The 21,611-nt window shown below is 64.6% G+C and carries 21 protein-coding genes and 1 pseudogene; 12 read left to right on the top strand and 10 right to left on the bottom strand.

Annotation, left to right across the window (positions count from 1 at the left end):
• Window positions 1–286: cytochrome P450 (locus tag BST40_RS13635; protein ID WP_142276732.1), on the top strand; the 286-nt coding region annotated here is incomplete at its 5' end.
• A gap of 39 nt (window positions 287–325) precedes the next feature.
• Here BST40_RS13635 and dnaB read toward each other — a convergent pair.
• Complete coding sequence (gene dnaB / locus BST40_RS13630; RefSeq protein ID WP_075545951.1) at window positions 326–2,137, bottom strand: replicative DNA helicase; 1,812 nt, start codon at window positions 2,135–2,137, stop codon at window positions 326–328.
• A gap of 393 nt (window positions 2,138–2,530) precedes the next feature.
• On the opposite strand from dnaB, the gene BST40_RS13625 reads away from it, so the two are divergent.
• On the top strand, window positions 2,531–2,794 hold the full coding sequence (locus BST40_RS13625) for a hypothetical protein (RefSeq protein ID WP_131808266.1): 264 nt from the start codon (window positions 2,531–2,533) through the stop codon (window positions 2,792–2,794).
• A gap of 42 nt (window positions 2,795–2,836) precedes the next feature.
• On the opposite strand, the gene rplI is transcribed toward BST40_RS13625, so the two are convergent.
• From rplI to BST40_RS13585, 8 genes and pseudogenes are all read right to left on the bottom strand, one after another.
• A complete protein-coding gene (gene rplI / locus BST40_RS13620) occupies window positions 2,837–3,295 on the bottom strand; it encodes a 50S ribosomal protein L9 (RefSeq protein WP_075545949.1) in 459 nt (152 codons plus the stop codon).
• Between the two features lie 41 nt (window positions 3,296–3,336).
• On the bottom strand, window positions 3,337–3,591 hold the full coding sequence (gene rpsR / locus BST40_RS13615; protein ID WP_075545948.1) for a 30S ribosomal protein S18: 255 nt from the start codon (window positions 3,589–3,591) through the stop codon (window positions 3,337–3,339).
• A 44-nt stretch (window positions 3,592–3,635) separates the two neighbouring features.
• Entirely contained in the window at window positions 3,636–4,148 is a 513-nt protein-coding gene (locus BST40_RS13610; RefSeq protein ID WP_075545947.1) for a single-stranded DNA-binding protein, read from the bottom strand.
• 149 nt (window positions 4,149–4,297) lie between these two features.
• Complete coding sequence (gene rpsF / locus BST40_RS13605) at window positions 4,298–4,588, bottom strand: 30S ribosomal protein S6 (protein WP_023369150.1); 291 nt, start codon at window positions 4,586–4,588, stop codon at window positions 4,298–4,300.
• Between the two features lie 209 nt (window positions 4,589–4,797).
• A complete protein-coding gene (locus BST40_RS13600; protein ID WP_075545946.1) occupies window positions 4,798–5,436 on the bottom strand; it encodes a DJ-1/PfpI family protein in 639 nt (212 codons plus the stop codon).
• Window positions 5,375–7,070: pseudogene (locus BST40_RS13595) on the bottom strand (glycosyltransferase family 87 protein). Before BST40_RS13595 ends, BST40_RS13600 begins: the two are co-directional and overlap by 62 nt.
• 5 nt (window positions 7,071–7,075) lie before the next feature.
• Entirely contained in the window at window positions 7,076–9,589 is a 2,514-nt protein-coding gene (locus tag BST40_RS13590; RefSeq protein ID WP_075545945.1) for a transglycosylase domain-containing protein, read from the bottom strand.
• Window positions 9,582–10,034 (bottom strand): DUF5318 family protein, encoded by a 453-nt coding sequence (locus BST40_RS13585; RefSeq protein ID WP_075545944.1) that lies wholly within the window; start codon window positions 10,032–10,034, stop codon window positions 9,582–9,584. The genes BST40_RS13590 and BST40_RS13585 overlap by 8 nt, the downstream gene beginning before the upstream one ends.
• A 144-nt stretch (window positions 10,035–10,178) precedes the next feature.
• Between BST40_RS13585 and BST40_RS13580 the strand changes: the two genes are divergently transcribed.
• The 3 genes from BST40_RS13580 to BST40_RS13570 all read left to right on the top strand — a co-directional run bounded on the left by BST40_RS13580 (window position 10,179) and on the right by BST40_RS13570 (window position 12,934).
• Window positions 10,179–11,048 (top strand): DUF1707 SHOCT-like domain-containing protein, encoded by an 870-nt coding sequence (locus tag BST40_RS13580; RefSeq protein WP_075545943.1) that lies wholly within the window; start codon window positions 10,179–10,181, stop codon window positions 11,046–11,048.
• A 160-nt stretch (window positions 11,049–11,208) separates the two neighbouring features.
• On the top strand, window positions 11,209–11,751 hold the full coding sequence (locus tag BST40_RS13575) for a PadR family transcriptional regulator (protein ID WP_075545942.1): 543 nt from the start codon (window positions 11,209–11,211) through the stop codon (window positions 11,749–11,751).
• A gap of 73 nt (window positions 11,752–11,824) precedes the next feature.
• Window positions 11,825–12,934 (top strand): inositol-3-phosphate synthase, encoded by a 1,110-nt coding sequence (locus BST40_RS13570; RefSeq protein WP_075545941.1) that lies wholly within the window; start codon window positions 11,825–11,827, stop codon window positions 12,932–12,934.
• A gap of 522 nt (window positions 12,935–13,456) precedes the next feature.
• Here the strand turns inward: BST40_RS13570 and BST40_RS29430 are convergent.
• Complete coding sequence (locus tag BST40_RS29430) at window positions 13,457–14,482, bottom strand: hypothetical protein (RefSeq protein WP_131808265.1); 1,026 nt, start codon at window positions 14,480–14,482, stop codon at window positions 13,457–13,459.
• A 601-nt stretch (window positions 14,483–15,083) separates the two neighbouring features.
• Between BST40_RS29430 and BST40_RS13565 the strand changes: the two genes are divergently transcribed.
• From BST40_RS13565 to BST40_RS13535, 7 genes are all read left to right on the top strand, one after another.
• Complete coding sequence (locus tag BST40_RS13565) at window positions 15,084–15,998, top strand: alpha/beta fold hydrolase (protein WP_075545940.1); 915 nt, start codon at window positions 15,084–15,086, stop codon at window positions 15,996–15,998.
• 36 nt (window positions 15,999–16,034) lie between these two features.
• Window positions 16,035–16,823 (top strand): LLM class F420-dependent oxidoreductase, encoded by a 789-nt coding sequence (locus tag BST40_RS13560; RefSeq protein WP_075545939.1) that lies wholly within the window; start codon window positions 16,035–16,037, stop codon window positions 16,821–16,823.
• A 121-nt stretch (window positions 16,824–16,944) separates the two neighbouring features.
• Window positions 16,945–17,709, top strand: a complete 765-nt coding sequence (locus BST40_RS13555) for a GntR family transcriptional regulator (protein ID WP_075545938.1) — start codon at window positions 16,945–16,947, stop codon at window positions 17,707–17,709.
• A gap of 37 nt (window positions 17,710–17,746) precedes the next feature.
• Window positions 17,747–19,564, top strand: a complete 1,818-nt coding sequence (locus tag BST40_RS13550; RefSeq protein WP_075545999.1) for an ABC transporter substrate-binding protein/permease — start codon at window positions 17,747–17,749, stop codon at window positions 19,562–19,564.
• On the top strand, window positions 19,561–20,307 hold the full coding sequence (locus BST40_RS13545; protein ID WP_075545937.1) for an amino acid ABC transporter ATP-binding protein: 747 nt from the start codon (window positions 19,561–19,563) through the stop codon (window positions 20,305–20,307). Before BST40_RS13550 ends, BST40_RS13545 begins: the two co-directional genes overlap by 4 nt.
• 48 nt (window positions 20,308–20,355) lie before the next feature.
• Entirely contained in the window at window positions 20,356–20,853 is a 498-nt protein-coding gene (locus tag BST40_RS13540) for a MarR family winged helix-turn-helix transcriptional regulator (RefSeq protein WP_075545936.1), read from the top strand.
• Window positions 20,854–20,893: 40 nt separating this feature from the next.
• Window positions 20,894–21,559: an SDR family oxidoreductase gene (locus BST40_RS13535; RefSeq protein WP_075545935.1), complete on the top strand. Its 666-nt coding sequence runs from the start codon at window positions 20,894–20,896 to the stop codon at window positions 21,557–21,559.
• The last annotated feature ends 52 nt before the right edge of the window (window positions 21,560–21,611 follow it).

Raw genomic sequence — 21,611 nt, 5'->3', positions numbered from 1 at the left:
GTGGTATCCGGCCGGGTCTCGTGACCCGGAGGCAATCGACAACCCCGACCGCTTCGACGTGTCTCGGCACAAACCTCCCCATCAGGCTTTCGGCGGCGGCGCGCACTTCTGCCTGGGTAACGCACTGGCGCGGCTCGAACTGCGGGTGCTGTTCGAAGAGCTGATGCGACGGGTGCCCGACATGCAATTCGCCGGCCCGATTACCCGCTTGACGTCAAACTTCTCCAACGAGCTGACATCGATGCCGGTCACCTTCACGCCGGGTAAGCGCGAAGGCGGCGCGTGACAAGAAGTTGCTGCGACGTGTGAATGGGGTCGAGGATGCTCACCGAGCCATGTTGGCGAACCGTGACAGGTGCAGCTGGTGTGCGACGGTCACCGTCTTGGTCGGACCGTTACGGTGCTTGGCGAGAATGAAATCCGCTTCTCCCCCGCGAGGATCGTCACGGTCGAAGGCGTCCGGCCGGTGCAGCAGAATGACGACGTCAGCATCTTGTTCGAGGCTTCCCGACTCGCGCAGATCAGACAACATCGGCTTCTTGTCGGTGCGCTGCTCGGGGCCGCGGTTGAGCTGGCTGATCGCGACCACCGGAACCTCGAGTTCCTTGGCGAGCAGCTTGAGCTGCCGCGAGAATTCCGACACCTCGACCTGCCGCGACTCGTGCTTCTTGCCCGAGGTCATCAGCTGCATGTAGTCGACGACGACCAGACGCAAGCTGGCCTTCTGCCGCAGCCGGCGCGCCTTGGCGCGGATCTCCATCATCGTCATGTTCGGCGAGTCGTCGATATACAGTGGCGCCTCGCTGATTTCGCTCATCCGCCGGGCCAGGCGCGTCCAATCATCGTCGGTCATGCGGCCCGAACGCATGTCGGAGAGCTTGATTTTGGCCTCCGCCGATAACAGCCGCATCACGATCTCGGACTTGCTCATCTCCAATGAGAAGATGATGCTGGCCTGGCGGTGTTTGATCGAGCACGAACGCAGGAAATCCAACCCGAGGGTGGAGTTGTGGGTCGGCACCATCCCGCGGCCGGCCAAATAAAGGTGCGCGGCGTTGTCCACCTCAACGCAGCGCACCGCGACACTGGGCACCCGGCGTACCGAGACGACCCGCAAAACCGGTGCCAGCGTGGCGGTGGGCCGGTATCCGGCGCACCGCACCATGGAGCCGGCCGGCGCGATCGTGTCCAGCCCACCCCGCAATTGAGCTGAGGTTCGGATCCCTTGGCCGGTCGGCCACTGATGTTCGGCATCAGCGACAATCGTTGTGCCGTCGGAGAACTCGATCTGATAGCATGGGCGTCCCAACATGACGTCGGTCGCGCCGACCACCCGCGTCGGCAAGCCGTCGGCATCGAGCAATTCCTCGCCGACGGCGACGTCGCCCATCGTGGTCCAACCGGCCGGTGTGGGCAGCGGCGTGTCCAGCGCCAGCGCCTTGCCCACTCCCGGGCGCGCCGCGACAATGATCATCTGCCCCGGGTGCAGGCCGTTGGTCACCTCGTCCAGTTCGCTAAAGCCCGTCAGCACACCGCGCGAGACACCGCCATTGGACGCGATGGCGTCGATCTCGTCCATCGTCGGCTGCAGCAGATCCTCAAGCGGCACAAAGTCTTCCGACAGCCGCCTGTTGGCGACGTCGTAGATTTCCGCTTGGGCGCGGTCGACCACCTCGGCCACATCGGCGCCCTCGGCACCGGCATAGCCGTACTGCACCACCCGGGTGCCCGCCTCGACCAACCGGCGCAGTACCGCCTTTTCCGCGACGATGCTGGCGTAATAGCCCGCATTGGCGGCGGTCGGCACCGTCGAGATGAGGGTATGCAGATACGGCGCGCCGCCGATGCGGCGCAGTAGCCCGCGACGGTCCAGTTCGGCAGCGACGGTCACCGCGTCGGCCGGCTCGCCGCGCCCATACAGGTCGAGGATGGCGTCGTAGACGTTCTGGTGGGCAGGACGATAGAAATCACCGGGCCGTAGCCGTTCCAGCACATCGGCGATGGCGTCCTTGCTCAACAGCATCCCGCCCAGCACGGACTGTTCGGCGGCAAGGTCCTGCGGGGGTTGGCGGCCGAAGTCCTCACTGGGAGGCGGGGCATCCATTCCGGGGTGTGCAAGATCGTCGACGACCGCCATGGGCCCTCACCTCCTCCGACATGAGCATCCGAACACACATTCGACCGCCGATAATCAGAGCGTAAATCAAGGCTCCGACAACAATCCCCGCTCCCACCTCAAATGGCCGACCATCAAGTGGCCGCTACGTCACGCCGATACCGTCGCCGCCGCAGCTCAATTGACCGCCCGCGAGCACCCACATCCCAATGCGCCGGGACGACGGTAAACGTTGCTGGCCGGTCCTCCAAGGGGCCGTTGTTCATGAAGCTGTGCATGGTGTGTGCATATCCGTTGACCCCAGTGTTGAACGGGGTGTGCAAAACCTGTGGATCAATGCGGGTTGTTCCGACATCACTGCAGATAACCGCCATACAACGGCACACGTATTGTGTGGACAACAATCTCCTCGGCGTGTCGGTCCAGGTTACCGCCTCGGGCGTGTTGGTTTTCGCCGAGATTTTCAGCGAGTTAAGCCTTGGTAACGGCGACCGCGCCAAGGCACCATCGGAAAAGTTCGCCAGCGGCAACCTTTTCGGTGCCGTGCAGGGCGGGCCGGCGGCCGGTTACGAGCAACCGACAACCCAGTCGGGGCATCGATGGGCTACGCCGGGGTGGACAGCTCCGGCGGGCTTGGACGGCCCCGGTGTGCACCGGGGCCGCCAGCGACCCATGTGAAGAATGTGATTGCCGGCCCAGGACTCCTGGCGCCGAGGGCCGCTAGGATTCCGCGACGACGTCGACTGAGATCTCGACGTCGACTTCCGGGTGCAGGTGCACCAAAACCGGATGCGTGCCCACCGCCTTGATGTGGGCCTTGGGTAGCCGGACGATCCGCTTGTCGAGGTTCGGGCCGCCCGCCTTCTTGATGGCCGAGACGACGTCGCCCGCGGTCACCGAACCGAACAGCTTGCCGGAATCGCCCGCCGTTTTGACGGGCAGTGCGACCGGGCCCAGCGCTTCGATGGCCGCCTTGATTTCGTCGGCATGCTCGCGGTCACGCACCGCTTTGGATTCGCGGGCACGGCGAATGTCGTCGGCCTGGCGTTGGGCACCGCGTGAGGCCATGATCGCCAGGCCGCGGGGCAGCAGGAAATTGCGGCCGTAACCGTCCTTGACCTCGACTGTGTCGCCGACGGAACCGAGGTGGTCAACGTCAGCCGTCAGAATCAGCTTCATCGTTTGCGTACTTTCGTTGGGCCTGCGGCGCTTACGGTCGGCTACCGCGCCGACGAGGTAAAGGGCAGCAGCGCGACTTCACGGGCATTCTTCACCGCGGTTGCGATGTCTCGTTGGTGCTGAACACAGTTGCCGGTGACCCGGCGCGCCCGGATCTTGCCGCGCTCGCTGATATAGGTGCGCAGCAGCGCGGTGTCCTTGTAGTCGATCTTCTGACCCTTCTTCGCGCAGAAGACGCATTTGCGCGCCTTGACCGGCTTTTCCGGAGCCGGGCGTCGCTTGCTGGACTTGGCCATGAGTGTCTTTCTTTCCGTTGCTCAGTGATGGGACGTGTTGTCGATCAGAAGGGCGGCTCGTCATCGCCGCCGAATGAGCCCGAGGCAGGGGCGCTGCCCCACGGGTCGTCACCGGAACCGGGTGCGCCGCCGGCCGGCGGGGTCGCCGGCCGGGAACCGCCACCGCCGCCAAAGCCGCCGCCACCGCCGCTTCGGCTGGCCTTGTTGACTTTGGCGGTGGCGTACCGAAGTGACGGACCGATCTCGTCTACCTCGACCTCGACGACGGTGCGCTTCTCGCCTTCACGGGTTTCGAACGAACGTTGCTTGAGCCGGCCGGTGACGATGACCCGCGCACCCCTGGTCAGGCTTTCCGCTACGTTTTCGGCGGCCTCCCGCCAAATGTTGCAGCGCAGGAAAAGCGCCTCGCCGTCCTTCCATTCACCGGTCTGCCGATCGTAGATCCGGGGCGTTGACGCGACAGTGAAATTCGCGACGGCGGCACCCGACGGCGTGAACCGTAGCTCGGGATCAGCGGTCAGGTTTCCGACGACGGTGATGGTGGTGTCACCAGCCACAATAGTTCTCCTTGTTCCGCCCGATCCTCGCCTGGCGGGTAGTCATGAGCGTCTTTGACTCGAGCCTATGCAACGGGGCTGACAGCGACGGGCTGGTGCTTGATTGCCCGGCTCCTCCGCCCCCGCTACGCGGCCGCATCGTCGCCGGGCTAGTGCTTGTCGGCGCGCATCACCTTGGTGCGCAGTACCGACTCGTTGAGGCTCAGCTGGCGGTCCAGTTCGGATACCGTCGCCGGGGCAGCCTTCAGGTCGACGACGACGTAGATGCCCTCGGAGTGCTTGGCGATCTCGTAGGCCAACCGCCGCCGCCCCCAGATGTCGACCTTTTCGACTTTTCCGCCGTCCTTCCGGACGACGTTCAGGAACGTCTCCAGGGACGGGGCGACGGTGCGTTCGTCGAGAGTGGGATCGAGGATGATCATGATTTCGTATGGACGCATAGGGACCTCATCACCTCCTCTGGTCGTAGCGGCCACGGTCGGTCCGTGGCAGGAGGGTCGCCTGCGTCGGCAACCGTCCCAGGCTACCGGATAGCGCGCCGACCAGAAAATCGCCGAACAATGCCGCGGTCTGCGCCCAGATTGCACTGGTGGTCGTGGTCTGGTGCCGGACCACAGCCCTCACGGCAATCTCGCGGCCAGAAAGCCGGTCACTTCCGGCTGCGCAGGAATTCAGCGGCCCGGCTCCTCGTTGCCTCGTCGGCAGTGGCCAGCGATCCCGAGGCGAACGGCGGCCGCGGGTCGTATTCGATGAGCAGCTGGGCGGCCTGGGCGGCTTCCCGGTCAACGAGCAACTCGACCAACCGCAAAGCCATGTCGATGCCGCTGGAGACCCCGGCGGCGGTGATGATGCGCTGCGGCAGGTGTTCGACGACGCGGTCGGGCACATACCGCGCGCCCAGCTCGTTGAGCTGTGCTGCGGCGCGCCAATGCGTCGTGGCGGTCAGCCCGTCAAGCAGCCCGGCGGCGGCGAGCAACAACGCTCCGGTGCACACCGAGGTGGTGAATCTGGTGTGCGGATGGACCGATTGCAGCCAACCGCGAATGATCTCGTCGTCCAGCAGCACCCGGGTTCCGATGCCACCGGGAAACACCACGACATCGGGTGTGCCGACCTCGTCGAAGGTGGCATCGCAGACCAGGCCGAGCATGCCGTTTTCGGTGCGCAGCTCGCCGCGCCGGTGCCCGACGAAAACCACTTCGATCGACGGAATACGCTGCAGGACTTCATAGGGACCGACCGCGTCCAACGCGGTGAACCTCGGGAAAAGCGGGATCGCGACCTGCATCAGGGCTCCCGCGCCGCAATAGCGGCAGGCGCTGTCAGCTCCGGCCGCGATGCGACTGGGCGCAGCCAGTTCGGCAGCCAGCCGGGTGCGGCGTCGGGGGCACGGTCGTAAACACCGCCCGCGGGATCGTCGACTCGCCCACTCCAGCGCACCAGATCCTCCTCAGGCCGGTAGATTTGCCGAATTATCAATGCACACAGCACGATAACAGCAATATCTCGCAACAACACCGTGGTGGTGAACCACTGCTGGGGCAGTGAGCGGTTCGGGTTGCCGTAGAGGTAATACATTCGCGGAACCCACACCAGCGCGTCAATTGTCATCCACGCCAGCAGAATCCGGCGGTGCGGCAGGGCAAGCACGGCCAGCGGTACCAACCACAGCGAAAACTGCGGGCTCCACACCTTGTTGGTCAGCAGGAAGAACACCACCACCAGAAACATCAGCTGCGCCACCCGCGGCCGCTGCGGCGCAGTGAACGCGATGTAAGCGACTGCGGCACAAAACAATACAAACAGCACCGTCACGACCGTGTTCAGCACCATCGGCGGTTCCCAGAAGCCGCGTATGGGATCGAAGCCGCGCCAGCCGGTGTAGGACTTCACCACGTTGTACAGCGAATCCATGTCGTCGCCGCGCCGGGTGTTGAGCCGGAAGAACTCCGACCAGCCCCGCGGATAGAGCACCATGATGGGCAGATTGACCGCCAGCCAGGTCACCGCCGCGGCCAGCGCCGTGCGGCCCACGGCGCCCAGCCGCCCGGTCCGAATACCCAGCACCACCAGCGGGCCCAGGAACAACAGCGGATACAACTTGGCCGCAGCACCCAAACCGATCAGCAGTCCGGCCAGCCACGGTCTGCGGCGCGCCCAGGCCAGCAGCCCACCCATTGCGAAAGCCGTTGCCAGTGCGTCGAAGTTGGTGAATATCTGGAAGATCAGCAGCGGCGATGCCGCCACCAGTGCCGCATCCCAGATCCGGCGGCCGGCCAGGCCCGAGGTTGCCCACACGGTAGCCAACCAGGCGATCGCCAGCCCGAACGCCGCGGCGTTGAAAAACATCACCACTTCGGCGATCACCGGGAGCGGCGTGACGTTGCTCAACGCGGTGTAGGTCTTGGCAATCGCCATCGACACGTACTGGTATATCCCGGTCAACACCGGATATTCCATGTAGCGCACCGCCAACCGCCCGTTGTATTGGATCTGCGGTGCGCCGGTGCTGTCCGTTTCGACCCAGCTGGATTTGTACGGGAACTTGCCCTGGCTCAACAGCTCTGCGCCGTAGAGCGGCACGGTGTCGGAGTAGCACAATTCGTAATAGGCGCGCTGGTTGTCCCAGTTGGCCACCCTCTTGTCGCCCGGCCCGGTCCCGGTGGTTTGCAGGCAGGCGGCCTTCGTCGACCAGCCGAGCGCCAGAAACACCAGCGCGATCACAAACATCACCCGCAACGGCGTCATGAACCGGGCACGTCCGATCAAGGCGTGCCGGCCCACCGGCCCACCGATGACGTCGGCCAAAGCAGAACCCAAAACGTCGGTGCGGCTGGGACAATCGCGGGTATCTGCACTACGTAGGTCGCGGGCCAACGGCGCGGGCGAGGTGAGTGAGCCGGTTGCTAGATGGGTCCGGATATCCGTCACGGTGGCGGTGTGGGATTGTCAGTCGGCGGTGGTGCGGACGGCGGCCCGGGCGCGAGCGTCACGGTGGTGGGCGGACCGACGGGAATGGTGATCCCCGGCGCCACTTCGACGGTGGGTTGAATGACGGTCTCCGAGGGCGGCGCCGCAGACGGCGGAGGCGGCGGCGGCGCCGGCACACCGGCGTAGCCGCCAATCTCCGTGGGCTTGGGGAACGTCTCGTTCTGGGAGCCCTTCAGGGCCCCGTCCATGGTCGCCTTCCAGATATCCGATGGCAGACCCGAGCCGTAAACCGCTGCGCCCGAGGCGGTCTCCAGCGGCTCGTCGCCCTTGACCGTCCCGACCCACACGGCGGTGGACAGCGACGGCGTGTAGCCGACCATCCAGGCGTCCTTGTTGGCGGTGGTATCACCCAATTGCACCGTGCCGGTCTTGGCGGCCGAGGGCCTGCCGCCGGCCAGGTTGTGGCCGCGTGAATAGCCCGCGATCGGCATCATGGCCGCGGTGACGTTGTCGGCCACGGCCTTGGGGATGCGCTGCTCACCGGAGTCGTCCTGGGTGGCGGCGTCGAAAAGGACCTGACCTTCCGCATTGACGACCTTCTGGACGAAGTGCGGCCGGTGATAGATGCCCGACGCGGCCAGCGTGGCGTACGCCGTCGCCATATCGATCACCCGGGTTTGATACTGGCCCAACACAATCCCGTTGTTCGGCGGCCCGCCCTTGCCATCCTCGGACAGCGTGTGCGGCACGCCCGGGAAACTCTCGGCCACACCGGCTTGGTGCGCGGCGTCGGCCACGGCCTGGGGGCCGCCCTTCAGTTTGAGCATCAGCCGGTAATAGGAGGTGTTCAGCGACATCTTGAGCGCCTCGGCGATGTTGCACGTCCCGCAACCCTCGCCGTCGACATTGGTGATCTTGATGCCGTCGACCGTGAGCGGTGAACTGTCGACCTGATAGCCCAACCCGATCCCCTGCTCGAGGGCCGCCACCAACGCGAAGACCTTGAACGAGGATCCGGTCTGCAATCCGGCTTGGGCGAAGTCGTAGCCGTTGGCGTTGTCGCCGCCGTAGTAGGCGCGCACCCCGCCGTTGTGCGGGTCGATGGACACCACCGCCGCGCGCATATCGGGATCCTGCCCGTCGAGGTATTTGGCCACCGCCTTTTCGGCGGACCGTTGGGCTTGCGGATCGATGGTGGTGGTGACCTGCAACCCCTGGGTGTTCAGGGTCTGCTCATCGATGTTGAACAGCTCCAATAATTCCTTGGTCACCTGTCGTTCGATCAGCCCGTTGGGGCCGGTGGTCTGGTTTTCCGCGCGGGCCTGCTCCGGCGGGACGGTCTTGGGAAACTGCTGTTCGGCGCGGTCCTGGGCGGACAGCGCCTTGGTCTCGACCATGCCGTCGAGCACCCAGTTCCACCGCGCGACTGCGCCTTCCGGGTCGACTGCCGGGTCCAGCGTGGACGGTCGCCTGATCAGCGCCGCCAGCAACGCCCCCTCGGATACGGTGAGCTGCTCGACCGGCTTGTCGAAATAAGCCTTCGAAGCCGCCGAGATCCCGTAAGCACCCCGCCCGAAGTAGATGATGTTCAAATACGCCTGCAGCACGTCGTCTTTGGACCACTCCCCGGACATCTTGGTCGCGATCACCAACTCCTTGGACTTGCGCATCAGGCCGCTCCACCCGTGCTGCGCCGAACCGACCAACGCGTTCTTGACGTACTGCTGGGTGATCGTGGAACCACCCTGCAAGTCGCCGCCGAACAGGTTGTTCTTCACCGCCCGGGCAAAACCGCTGAACGAGAAGCCGGGGTTGGAGTAAAAACCGCGGTCCTCAGCCGCGATGACCGCCTGACGTACGTGCACCGGGACCTGGCTGAGGTTGACGTCGACGCGATTGCCTTCCGGCGGAACGATTTTGGCAATTTCGGAGCCGTCGCTGGCCAGAATCGTGGAGACCTGGTTCGTGCGGATGTCCCCCGGCCTCGGCACGTCGACAATGAAGTAGGCCATGGTGAAGGTGACGATCGGCAGCAAGATCATCGCCGCCGCCGCCAGGCCAACCGATCGCCGCACCCACTTCCAGTTGATCCGCTGGATCCACTCGGGCCTCGGCCTAGCCGTCCGAGCGCCCCTCGGGCCGCCCGGGCCGGGTGGCCCCGGTGGACCTGCTGCGCCGCTCAGCCGCTCGTGTCGAGGGCGCGGCTCGGGACTGTTCAACGCAGCCTTGACCTGCTCCAGCGGGTCGCGATGCAGGGGTGTCGTCGGCGGATTGTCCAGGGCAGCCCTGACTTCCTCGATCGGGTCCGCGTGCCGAGACGATCGGTCATCGGTCACCGGCGGGATGATCGTGGTCATTCGATCGTCGGGCGGAACCTGGCGGCGCGGCCCCGCCGACGGACGCGCCCCTTCTGCGCCACCTGGGTTCCCGCGAGATTGGTCCACACCCTCAGTCGCCGGCCCGCCTGCAGCGTCACTCGACGACTGGTGGTGGCGCCCTTCGCTATTCACTGGCCGTGCGGGCGCCATCGCGCGCCGTCCGCGTTCGACCAGCCCCCCTCGGGGCCCTTGGAGGTCGCGCCGGACGTGCCGGACGTGCCGCGCCCAGGACATAGGACTTGACGAGGTGATTCCAACTGCAAGTCCGGCACACCTCCACAACGTGCACCGCAAACTCCGTGAACCGGGTGGCGAGCATGACCAGCTCTTCGGCGGTCCGCGCTGAGCCCGAGATCGCGCCCAGATGCTCGCCGAACACCCAAGACACGATTGTCAGCTGCTCCTTGCGGCAGATCGGGCAGACCACCCGGCTTGGTTTCCCGTGAAACTTCGCGGCGCGCAACAGATAGGGATTTGCGTCGCAGACCTCGGAGACGCCGGTGCGTCCCGAGTACACCTCGGCCAGCAGTGAACGCCGGCGAAGCGCATAGTCCACCACCTGTCGCTGCAGTTGCACGCTGACCAGAGTACGTCGCTTTCGCGTCGTGACGATGCAGCCCGGCACGGCCTGGGCACATCCCGGGCAGCAGCGGCGGCACCTCGACCTGCGCCACCGAAGCTGCATCGCGCGCCCAGGGTCGGGACTTCTACGATCATCCCCGTGGCGAAATGGCTGGGCGCACCACTTGCTCGTGGAGGATCGACGACGACCCGGGCCAAGGACAGCGACCGGCAAGACGCCTGCCAGATTCTTGACGCCGCCCTCAACGACGGCCAGCTTTCGATGGAAGAGCACCGCGATCGGGTGAGCACCGCCACCAAGGCCGTGACGCTGGGCGACCTCCAAAACCTGATCGCCGATCTGCAGTCCGAGAGTGCCCCCGCTGAGGTTCCCGCGCTCAAGTCGCGGGCACGACGCAACGGGTGGGGTCTGCTGGCGGCCGCATTCGGGGTGTCGGTGCTGTTGGGTGTCGGCATCGGCTGGGGTTTGTACGGCAATACCAGCTCACCGCTGGATTTCACGACGGATCCGGGAGCCAAGCCCGACGGCGTCGCGGCCGTGGTGCTGACGCCGCCGAAGCAGCTGCACTCCCTAGGCGGGCTCACCGGTCTGCTGGAGCAGACGCGCAAGAGGTTCGGCGACACCATGGGGTACCGCTTGGTGATCTACCCGACGTACGCCGTGCTCGACCGCAAGGACCCCGCCGACGACCGCAGGGTGCTGAGTTACACCTACCGCGGCGGCTGGGGCGATCCGACCAGCTCCGCCAAGAGCGGCACCGACGGGTCCCTGGTCGACCTGGGCAAGTTCGATGTGAAGGCGACGGTGGGGATTATGCGGGGCGCCGCGGAGACGCTGGGCATGAAGCAATCCGACGTCACCAACATGTACCTGGTCATCGATCCGGCCGAAGACCCCACCACGCCCGGGGCGCTGTCGTTGTCGGTGTATGTTTCCAGCGACTACGGCGGCGGCTATATCGCCTTTGCTGGTGACGGCACCGTCAAACAGGTGAGTTACCCGTCGTAGCGGAGCCGGGGGCAGGCCGCTCACACGTGACGAACAACTCACCAACGCCGCGTGGTGTTGTGGCAAATATATCGAAACGATACGATGACGCGAGGCGTCGAAACGCTAAGTAGTTCACGCAACAGCGGCCATACAGCAGCCATACAAAGGGGGTGACTCGATGCTGGAACTTGCCATCCTGGGCCTCCTGATCGAGTCGCCCATGCACGGCTACGAGTTGCGTAAACGGCTGACCGGGTTGCTCGGCGCATTCCGGGCATTCTCCTACGGCTCGCTGTATCCGGCCCTGCGGCGGATGCAGGCCGAGGGGCTGATCGCGGAGAATGCCGCTCCCGCGGGCACGCCGGTGCGCCGCGCACGCCGGGTCTACCAGCTGACCGATGAGGGCCGGCGACGCTTTGCCGAACTGGTCGCCGACACCGGCCCGCACAACTACACCGACGACGGCTTCGGGGTGCACCTCGCGTTCTTCAACCGCACTCCGGCCGAGGCGCGGATGCGCATCCTGGAAGGCCGTCGCCGCCAGGTCGAAGAGCGCCGAGAAGGCCTGCGCGAAGCGGTGGCACGGGCCAGCAGCTCGTTGGACCGCTACACCCGGCAACTGCACCAGCTCGGGCTCGAGTCCAGCGAGCGTGAAGTCAAGTGGCTCAACGAGCTCATCGCCGCAGAACGGGCAGCGCCCAATCACGCCGAACAGACGTGAACTCTGCACACCAGCCCCTGCACACAACCACACAAGACACTGCCCAAAGCTATGAGGTTAGGAGAACGCCCGAATGAGTGAGTACAAGCCGTTAGGGGCGCCGGAGGCGCAGCCTGAGGTACGGGTCGCGATTGTCGGCGTCGGCAACTGCGCGTCCTCGCTGGTCCAGGGCGTCGAGTACTACCACAACGCCGACGACTCCTCCACGGTGCCCGGGCTGATGCACGTGCGGTTCGGTCCGTACCACGTCCGTGACGTCAAGTTCGTGGCCGCGTTCGACGTGGACGCCAAGAAAGTCGGGTTCGACCTGTCGGACGCGATCTTCGCCTCGGAGAACAACACCATCAAGATCGCCGACGTGGCGCCGACCAACGTGACCGTCCAACGCGGTCCGACATTGGATGGCATCGGCAAGTACTACGCCGACACCATCGAGCTCTCCGACGCCGAGCCCGTTGACGTGGTCCAGGTGCTGCGGGACGCCAAGGTCGACGTGCTGGTCTCCTACCTTCCGGTGGGCTCGGAAGAGGCCGACAAGTTCTATGCCCAGTGCGCGATCGATGCCGGGGTGGCGTTCGTCAATGCGCTGCCGGTGTTCATCGCCTCCGACCCGGTGTGGGCCAAGAAGTTCGCCGACGCCGGAGTGCCAATCGTCGGTGACGACATCAAGAGCCAGGTCGGGGCGACGATCACGCACCGGGTGCTGGCCAAGCTGTTCGAGGACCGCGGCGTCCAGTTGGACCGCACGATGCAGCTCAACGTGGGCGGCAACATGGACTTCCTCAACATGCTCGAAAGGGAGCGCCTGGAATCGAAGAAGATTTCCAAGACCCAGGCGGTCACCTCCAACCTGCAGCGCGAGTTCAAGACCAAGGATGTGCACATCGGCCCGTCCGACCATGTCGGCTGGCTCGACGACCGCAAGTGGGCCTATGTGCGACTGGAGGGTCGTGCCTTCGGTGACGTGCCGCTCAATCTGGAGTACAAGCTCGAGGTGTGGGATTCGCCGAACTCGGCGGGCGTCATCATCGACGCGGTGCGCGCGGCGAAGATCGCCAAGGATCGCGGCGTCGGCGGACCGGTGATCCCGGCATCGGCCTACCTGATGAAGAGCCCGCCGCAGCAGTTGCCGGACGACATTGCGCGCGCCCAACTCGAAGAGTTCATCATCGGGGCCGACTAGTTCGGTCGGTTGGTGCCGAATGGACTTGGTGGGATAGGCGGTAAGCACGCTGCGGTCAGCTTGACGTGGCGGTTGGTGTTGGTGCAGTGGCCGGTTAAGGCCGGTCGCTAGCCATCGTCACGCGACCGCCGCGCACCCAACCGGGGCTGCAACGCACCATCGACCACTGCACCAGCCCCGGATTGCCGCAGCGGGATTAGCGTGGTCGTGTTCCATCGTGGCCATCGCGTCGTACGGGTTGAGTCCAGCACCCGCCGCTCGCCTCGGCCGCTCGCGGCGTCACCTCCCGGATCCGGTTCGGCCGCGTCGAGCACGCCAGCCCAGCGCGTATGTCCGCCAGCACGTCACCGCGCCAGGCCCGAACCAATTCCGAACCCTGATCATCAACCGTCGATAGAAACGGTTTTGCTAACGCCGGCCATACGCTACTCAGTCATGTTCCGAATATTATGGCCAGCAGCAGAAGTAGCCAAAGACGCAAGGGGCTGGTTGCTTGTTCATCGACTGTCCTGCGTGAAGCTTCTAATCGTCTTCACCTGCATCATCATCACGATAACGTGGATCATTATAATTGGGACGAATAATGTTATCGATATTTTCGGGAGAATATCTTTCTTCATCTGAGGCGGTCCATTGTGGTTGGTTTGGCTGCTCCCGTACAAAATCACGAAGCATGTCTAGTCTTTCTGGATCATATACTCTGTGCATAGTCCAGCGACTGTTCTGGGAATTGCTAACCACCTCGTTGTACCAATCTTGGTTTAGATCGTCGATATCTGCACCTGATCTAACAATGGAACGCGGCAGCAGTCCTTCCTCTGTCGTTACGACGAAATATTCCTGAAGTAGGTCGCCCGCACCGGGATCTTCTCTCCCAACGCCTTGCGAAGAAAATGGGTTGACCTGCCCTGAATCGGAATCGCGTACGCTACCATTCGCGTAGCCAGAGTCAAAGCTATCCGGCTCGCGTTCAATGTAGACCTCGGGCACACTCACTTCCATCAAGCGGGACGGATCAACGGACGAAATGGTAGGAGCTGAAGCTAGTACATCGAAATTGGTTGCTCCATTATTGCTTTCCTCGACCTGAGGATGGTAATGGCTATTCGGATCGTAGCTTGTGTCGTTGGGATTATAATCAGTGTAAATAAAGACCTGTATTCGCTCGGGCTCTGGGTTATGGCCTTCACCGTTGATTTCTTTGAGATTGCTCCCGCCGCCGCTGGGACTCACTGAGTCTGAGTTTCCGCCGGAGCCGCTACGGTCGGTAGAGCTAAAGTCGCCGCTCGAGCAAGTGTCTAACTTGAAGCCATCGTAGGCAGTTAATGCAATATCGAGTCTGCCAACATTAAACCGATCGAAATTGGCGGCATCAACTGCGGCGCTCCCACAGCACAAAGTCAGCGCCCCCAAAGTTGCAACTGCAACACCAATCTTCCGACGCTGTGTGACCGTCGCCTCTTCGGCCGTAGACCAATTGAACAGAACGGAATGGGATTCGGCCGTTGTCACATCGATAAAGTTGGCTGCTTTAATGTCCTCGGACATTAATGACTAATAGCCTTTCTAATAATGTTAGCTCTGCGGCCGGTTGTTGAATGGTTAAACGTAACCACTCCCGGACAGGGGTGCAAGCCGGATTGCGAGCCAGTCCGACTTTGCCTGTACAAAATGGCTACAGGTATGAACTCGTGGCCATTGGCGTCCGCAGTAAACGTAGGTAAAGCTGGATTTGCTGTTCGAATCCGGCAAGGGGCCACAACATTATGGGACAAATGCTCATTTACGTCAATTGCGATCAACGATCGATTCATATTCATAGCTTATGAAACTGCGCCTTGTCGACCCCAGCGTCTTTCCGGAAAGGTTGGCGCGGGGCTCGGTGGCCTTGATATAACCGCCAACCACAGCCAAATATCGACGCCAGCCGTCACCGGCGACCAGCGCGAACGGACACAAAGTGATCTGTCCACTTCAAAGGTTGCATGCGCTACCGGCCTAGATCTCTGCGCGCAGCGCATTGCCGAAACCCACGCAGCGTCCGGCATCACATAGCAGGCGGTCCGGCGGGTAGGTCGAACGAAGCGAACGACGGGACGTCAGAGTCATCCCCGCCTGGCACTTGGGCATGACTCGTAGAGTCAGAGCCGTGACCGAGATTTCCGACGACGAACTGGCCGGACTCTCCGAGTTCGATCTGCTGGCCGAAAACGCCGAGCAGGCCGGTGCCACCGGCGCGCTGCCGGAAGTAGCGCGGGTGGACGCCGACACCGCTGCCGGCAGAATCAGCGCGCTGCGCTGGGGCGGCGCGGCGCCGCGAGTGATCTTCCTCCACGGCGGCGGCCAGAATGCGCACACCTGGGACACGGTGATCGTCGGCCTTGGCGAGCCGGCGCTGGCGGTAGATCTGCCGGGGCACGGTCACTCCGGTTGGCGCGAGGACGGCGACTATTCGCCGCAGCACAATGCCGACGCCCTGGCCCCGGTGCTGCGGGAGCTGGCACCGGCGGCCGAATTCGTCGTCGGGATGTCGCTGGGCGGGCTCACCGCGATCCGGCTGGGCGCGGTCGCCCCCGAACTCGTCGACGAACTCATCGTCATCGACGTCACCCCGTCGGCGCTGCAGCGGCACGCCGAAATGACCGCCGATCAGCGCGGCACGGTCGCGCTGATGCACGGTGAGCGAGAATTCCCCAGCTTCCAGGCGATGCTCGACGTAACCATCGCCGCGGCGCCGCATCGCGAGGTGAAGGCATTGCGCCGCGGCGTGTTCCACAACTCCCGTCGACTCGACAACGGCAACTGGACCTGGCGCTACGACGCCATCCGCAGCTTCCCGGACTTTGCCGGCTTGTGGGATGACGTCGACGCCTTGTCGGCACCGATCACGCTCGTGCGCGGCGGCAAGTCGGGCTTCGTCAGCGACCAGGATGTCGCCGAATTGAGCAGGCGCGCAAGGCATTTCCGTGGTGCGCACACCGTTCCGGATTCGGGCCACTCGGTGCAAAGCGACCAACCGCGCGCGCTTGTCGACATCCTGCGCGCAGTGTTCGGCAGACGCTGAGCGTTTCGCCCAGAGCACCGGGCCTACCGTGGTCGTATGACCTCAGCCGTGCATCCCGATCTACCCATCCGCATCGGCGTGCAGCTCCAGCCGCAGCACGCCCCGCACTACGGCCACATCCGCGACGCCGTCCGCCGCTGCGAGGACATCGGCGTCGACATCGCCTTCAACTGGGACCACTTCTTCCCGCTCTTCGGCGATCCCGACGGTGCGCACTTCGAGTGCTGGACCATGCTCGGGGCGTGGGCCGAGCAGACGTCGCGCATCCAGATCGGCGCCCTGGTGACCTGCAACTCCTACCGGAATCCGGAGCTGCTGGCCGATATGGCCCGTACCGTCGACCATATTTCCGACGGCCGACTCGTGTTGGGCATCGGTTCCGGCTGGAAACAAAGGGACTACGACGAATACGGCTACGAATTCGGCACCGCCGGCAGTCGACTCGACGACCTGGCCGCCGCGCTCCCGCGAATCAAGGCCCGACTCGCAAAACTGAACCCACCGCCCACCCGTGATATCCCGGTGTTGATCGGCGGCGGCGGCGAACGCAAGACGCTGCGCCTGGTGGCCGAATACGCCGACATGTGGCACAGCTTCACCGCCGCCGACGAGTTCCCGGCCAAGGCCGCGGTATTGAACCGGCACTGCGCCGACGTCGGCCGGGATCCGGCCACGATCGAACGCTCGGCCGCGGTAACGGGCGGGATCGCTGACGCCGAAGCTCTGGTCGAGCTTGGGGTCACGCTGCTAACGGTCGGCTGCGACGGTCCCGATTACGACCTCACCGCCGCCGAGGCGCTCTGCAGATGGCGTGGCAGCCGTTAGTTGGCGTTTGCGTCGATTTCATCTGCCAAACGCCCGATAGCGCGCTGCCAGTCATGAGAAACTTGCCAGCGCCGATAGCCGGAGCGGCTGGAAGAGACTCGACGGAAACCGACGGATAGTGATGCCTAAGAAATATGGGATCAAAGAAAAAGACCAGGTTGTTTCGCACATCCTCGACCTGATCCTGACTGGCAAACTGCGCAGCGGCGACCGTGTCGACCGCAACGAAATCGCGCAGGGCTTGGGAGTCAGCCGCGTCCCGATACAAGAGGCACTGGTGCAACTCGAACACGACGGCGTCGTGTCGACTCGCTATCACCGCGGGGCGTTCGTCGAGCGGTTCGACGAAGCGACCGTCCTCGAACATCACGAGCTCGACGGCCTGCTCAACGGCATCGCTTCGGCGCGGGCCGCGGCCAACCCCACACCGCGGATTTTGGGCCAGCTCGACGCGTTGATGCGCTCGTTGCGCACGTCGAAGGAGCCGCGGACTTTTTCCGAAGTCGCGCACGAATACCGGCGAACGGTCAACGACGAGTACGCGGGGCCGCGGCTGCACGCCAGCATTCGTGCCTCGCAAAACCTTATTCCCCGCGCCTTTTGGCTGACCTACCAGAACGGCCGCGACGACATGCTGTCGTTCTACGAAGACGAGCACTCGGCAATACATCGGCGTGATCCGGAAGCCGCGCGGGCCGCATGTATCGGGCGATCCCAGCTGATGGCGCACACGATGCTGGCCGAACTATTCCGTCGCCGGGTGTTCACGCCGCACGGCGGGATCGGGCCGGACCAGTTTCCGGTACGCCTGACGGCCATGGTTCCGGAGCCGTCGGCTGTCGGCGCTCTGGCCGGCACTCGCGAGCCGTCGTCGATCGTGCTCTGAGCGACGCGCCATCCGGTCGGCCGATACGGTGGCGGTGATGAGTCCACGCGTGGGTCCCCGCACCAGAAGCGGGCTCAGGCTATTGGCCGCGGCCGCGACAATGCTGATCCTCGCCACCGCTAGCCTGGCAACCGCCGCGCCCGCGGCGGCAGACCGCCATCAGTGCGCCCCCGCCGGGGTGGAGAGTGCCACGGTTCTGCCCGGCAACCTGTCGAGGCCCGGTATGGCGGGCACCGACGACGACACCGACACCACCGCCACCGTCGTGCCGCTCAGCTCAATTGATGTCAACGCGCTGGGGCTGGGCACCCCCGGGGCGCTGACGGTGGGCACGCTCTCGGACGCCCCGCCGAACGTCTGCATCAACTCGACCGGACGGTTCACCGGCTTCGACAATGAGCTGTTGCGCGCCATTGCCGCCAAACTTGGCTTGCACGTGCGCTTCGTCGGCACCGACTTCTCCGGGCTACTTGCCCAGGTGGCATCGCGACGTTTCGACGTCGGCTCGGCATCGGTCAAGACCACCGATGCTCGCCGTCGCACGGTCGCTTTCACCAACGGCTACGACTTCGGCTACTACTCGCTGGTGGTGCCTCCCGGTTCGGCGATCACCAGTTTCACCGACCTCGCCGCGGGTCAGCGCATCGGCGTCGTCCAAGGCACGGTCGAGGAGTCCTACGTCGTCGACACCCTGCACTTGCAACCGGTGAAGTATCCCGACTTCGCCACCGTGTACGGGAGTCTGAAAACCCACCAGATCGACGCGTGGGTGGCACCGGCTAACCAAGCAGCGGCCGCCATGCGGCCGGGCGATCCGGCGGTGATCGTCGCGAACACCTTCAGCACCGACGATGTCGTGGGCTATGCGGTCGCCAAGGACAATCCCGCGCTCGTCGACGCGCTGAACTCGGGGCTGGACGCGGTGATCGCCGACGGAACCTGGTCGGATCTCTACAGCAACTGGGTTCCCCGCACGTTGCCGGCCGGCTGGAAACCCGGCTCGAAAGCCGTCGCTGCCCCGACGTTGCCGGATTTCGCCGCAATCGCGGCCAGTCAACACCGCAAGTCGCTCCAGCCCGCCGCGCCCAAGTCGACACTGGCGCAGCTTCGGGAATCCTTTTTCGACTGGGACATGTACCGGCAGGCCATCCCGACGCTGTTCGCTACGGGGCTACCCAACACATTGATCCTGAGTGTCAGCGCCAGCGCGATCGGGCTGGCAATCGGCATGGCGCTGGCCGTCGCCGGGATCTCGCAGAAGCGCTGGCTGCGGTGGCCGGCGCGGGTGTACACCGATATCTTCCGCGGCCTGCCCGAGGTGGTGATCATCCTGATCATCGGGCTGGGTGTCGGCCCGATCGTGGGCGGGCTGACCAACAACAACCCCTACCCGTTGGGCATCGCCGCGCTGGGATTGATGGCCGGCGCCTACGTCGGCGAGATCCTGCGTTCCGGAATCCAAAGCGTGGACCCCGGCCAGCTCGAGGCCGCTCGTGCCCTGGGTTTCAGCTACTCCGCGGCGATGCGATTGGTGGTGGTGCCGCAGGGAATACGGCGAGTGTTGCCGGCATTGGTCAACCAGTTCATCGCACTGCTGAAAGCCTCTGCCCTGGTGTACTTCCTGGGCCTGGTGGCCAGACAGCGCGAACTGTTCCAAATCGGCCGCGACCTCAACGCGCAAACCGGTAACCTGTCGCCGTTGGTGGCCGCGGGCATCTTCTATCTGCTGTTGACTATCCCGTTGACCCACCTGGTGAACTACATCGACGCGCGGCTTCGGCGCGGCCGCGCCAGGATCGATCCGCAGGATCCCTCCGAGGTCGTCAGCTCGACTATCGGCCAGGAGATGACGTGACCAGCGAGGCGCGCCGTTCGCCGGTTTCGTTGGTTGCCAAGGATATTCATCAGACGTTGGGCGGTAACGCGGTGCTGCGCGGTGTTGATATCGACGTACCGGCGGGCACCACCGCGGCGGTGATCGGCCCGTCGGGCTCCGGCAAGTCGACGTTGCTTCGCACCCTCAACCGATTGCACGAGCCGGACAGCGGCGACATCCTCCTCGATGGACGATCGGTGTTGCGGGACAACCCCAACGAACTGCGCCAGCGCATCGGCATGGTGTTCCAGCATTTCAACCTGTTCCCGCATCGCAGCGTGCTCGACAACGTGGCTCTGGCGCCGCGCAAGCTGCGCGGGCTGTCCGCCGGTGCGGCGAGGGACCTGGCGCTGCGCCACTTGGAGCGAGTTGGCCTGAAACACAAGGCCGCTGCGCGTCCCGGCATGCTATCGGGCGGCCAACAGCAACGTGTTGCGATTTCGCGCGCACTGGCCATGGCCCCGCAGGTGATGTTCTTCGACGAAGCGACCTCTGCGCTGGATCCCGAAATGGTCAAGGACATCCTGGGACTGATTGCCGACCTCGGCGCCGACGGAATGACAATGGTGGTCGTCACCCACGAAATGGGCTTCGCCCGCTCGACATCGGATGCGGTCGTCTTCATGGATCACGGCAAGGTCGTGGAAGCCGGTCCCCCGGAGCAGATCTTCGAGGCCGCACAGACCGATCGACTGCAGCGGTTCCTGGCCCAGGTGCTTTAGGCACCGCTGGCAGTCAGCTACCGCGATGTCGGGTTAGACTGCCGACTTATGGCGGACAGCGGATCCACCGCACCTGAGGTGACGGAATTGGCGGAGGGCCTGCACCGCGCACTGTCCAAGTTGTTCTCGATCTTGCGCCGCGGGGATCCCAATGGCGCGGTCGCCGGGGAGTTGACGCTGGCGCAGCTGTCGATTCTGGTCACGTTGCTCGATCGCGGTCCGATCAGGATGACTGACCTGGCCGCACACGAACGGGTGCGGACCCCGACCACCACCGTGGCTATCCGCCGGCTGGAAAAGATTGGGCTGGTGAAGCGCTCCCGCGACCCGTCCGATCTGCGGGCGGTGCTGGTCGACATCACGCCGCAGGGGCGGGCGGTGCATGCCGAGTCGCTGGCCAACCGGCATGCCGCCCTTGCCGCGATGCTCAGCCAGCTCCCCCACTCGGACCTCGACACGTTGATGAAAGCGCTGGCGCCGCTGGAACGCCTGGCCAGCGGTGAGCCGGCCAATGCCGCCGCCGGCGATGCCCGTGAACAGGCGTGAAAGCAACCGACCGGCAAGCTGATTGGTAACCGCTGCAGCCATGCCCACCGCACTCATCACCGGCGCCAGCCGCGGCATCGGTTCGGCGATTGCCACCGCCTTGGCGCCGACACACACCCTGCTGCTGGCCGGTCGGCCCTCCGAGTGTCTCGACGCTGTCGCGGAACGGTTGGGCGCCACCACTTTTCCACTCGACCTGGCCGATGCCGGCACGATCGAGGCCAGCTGCGAAGTGGTCGACGAACTCGACGTGCTGGTGCACAACGCCGGACTATCCATCCCCGGCCACGTCGGCGATTCGCACGTCGACGAGTGGCGTGCCACCTTCGACGTCAACGTCTTTGGCCCGGTGGCACTCACACTGGCACTGTTACCGGCGCTGCGGCACGCCCACGGCCAGGTGGTGTTCATCAATTCCGGTGCCGGGCGCAATGTTTCGCCGGGCATGGCGTCTTACTCGGCCAGCAAGTTCGCCTTGCGGGCCTTCGCGGACTCACTACGCGCCGACGAACCCGGCCTGCGGGTGACGACGATCTTCCCGGGCCGCACCGACACCGAGATGCAGCGCGAACTTGTCGAGTTCGAAGGCGGCAACTACGATCCCGCCAGGTTCCTGCGGGCCGAAACCGTCGCCGCGGTGGTCGCAAACGTGATAGCCACCCCGGCCGATGGTCACGTCCACGAGGTGGTCGTCCGGCCCCGCTAGCGCTCTAGCTGTAGCGGGCCGCCGAGCGTGCATTGCACGACGGATTTTCGGC

The organism is Mycobacterium persicum (assembly GCF_002086675.1).
Classification (GTDB): Bacteria; Actinomycetota; Actinomycetes; order Mycobacteriales; family Mycobacteriaceae; genus Mycobacterium; species Mycobacterium persicum.
Note: the sequence above shows the minus strand (reverse complement) of the source record. Positions and strands in the feature narration are given on the sequence as shown.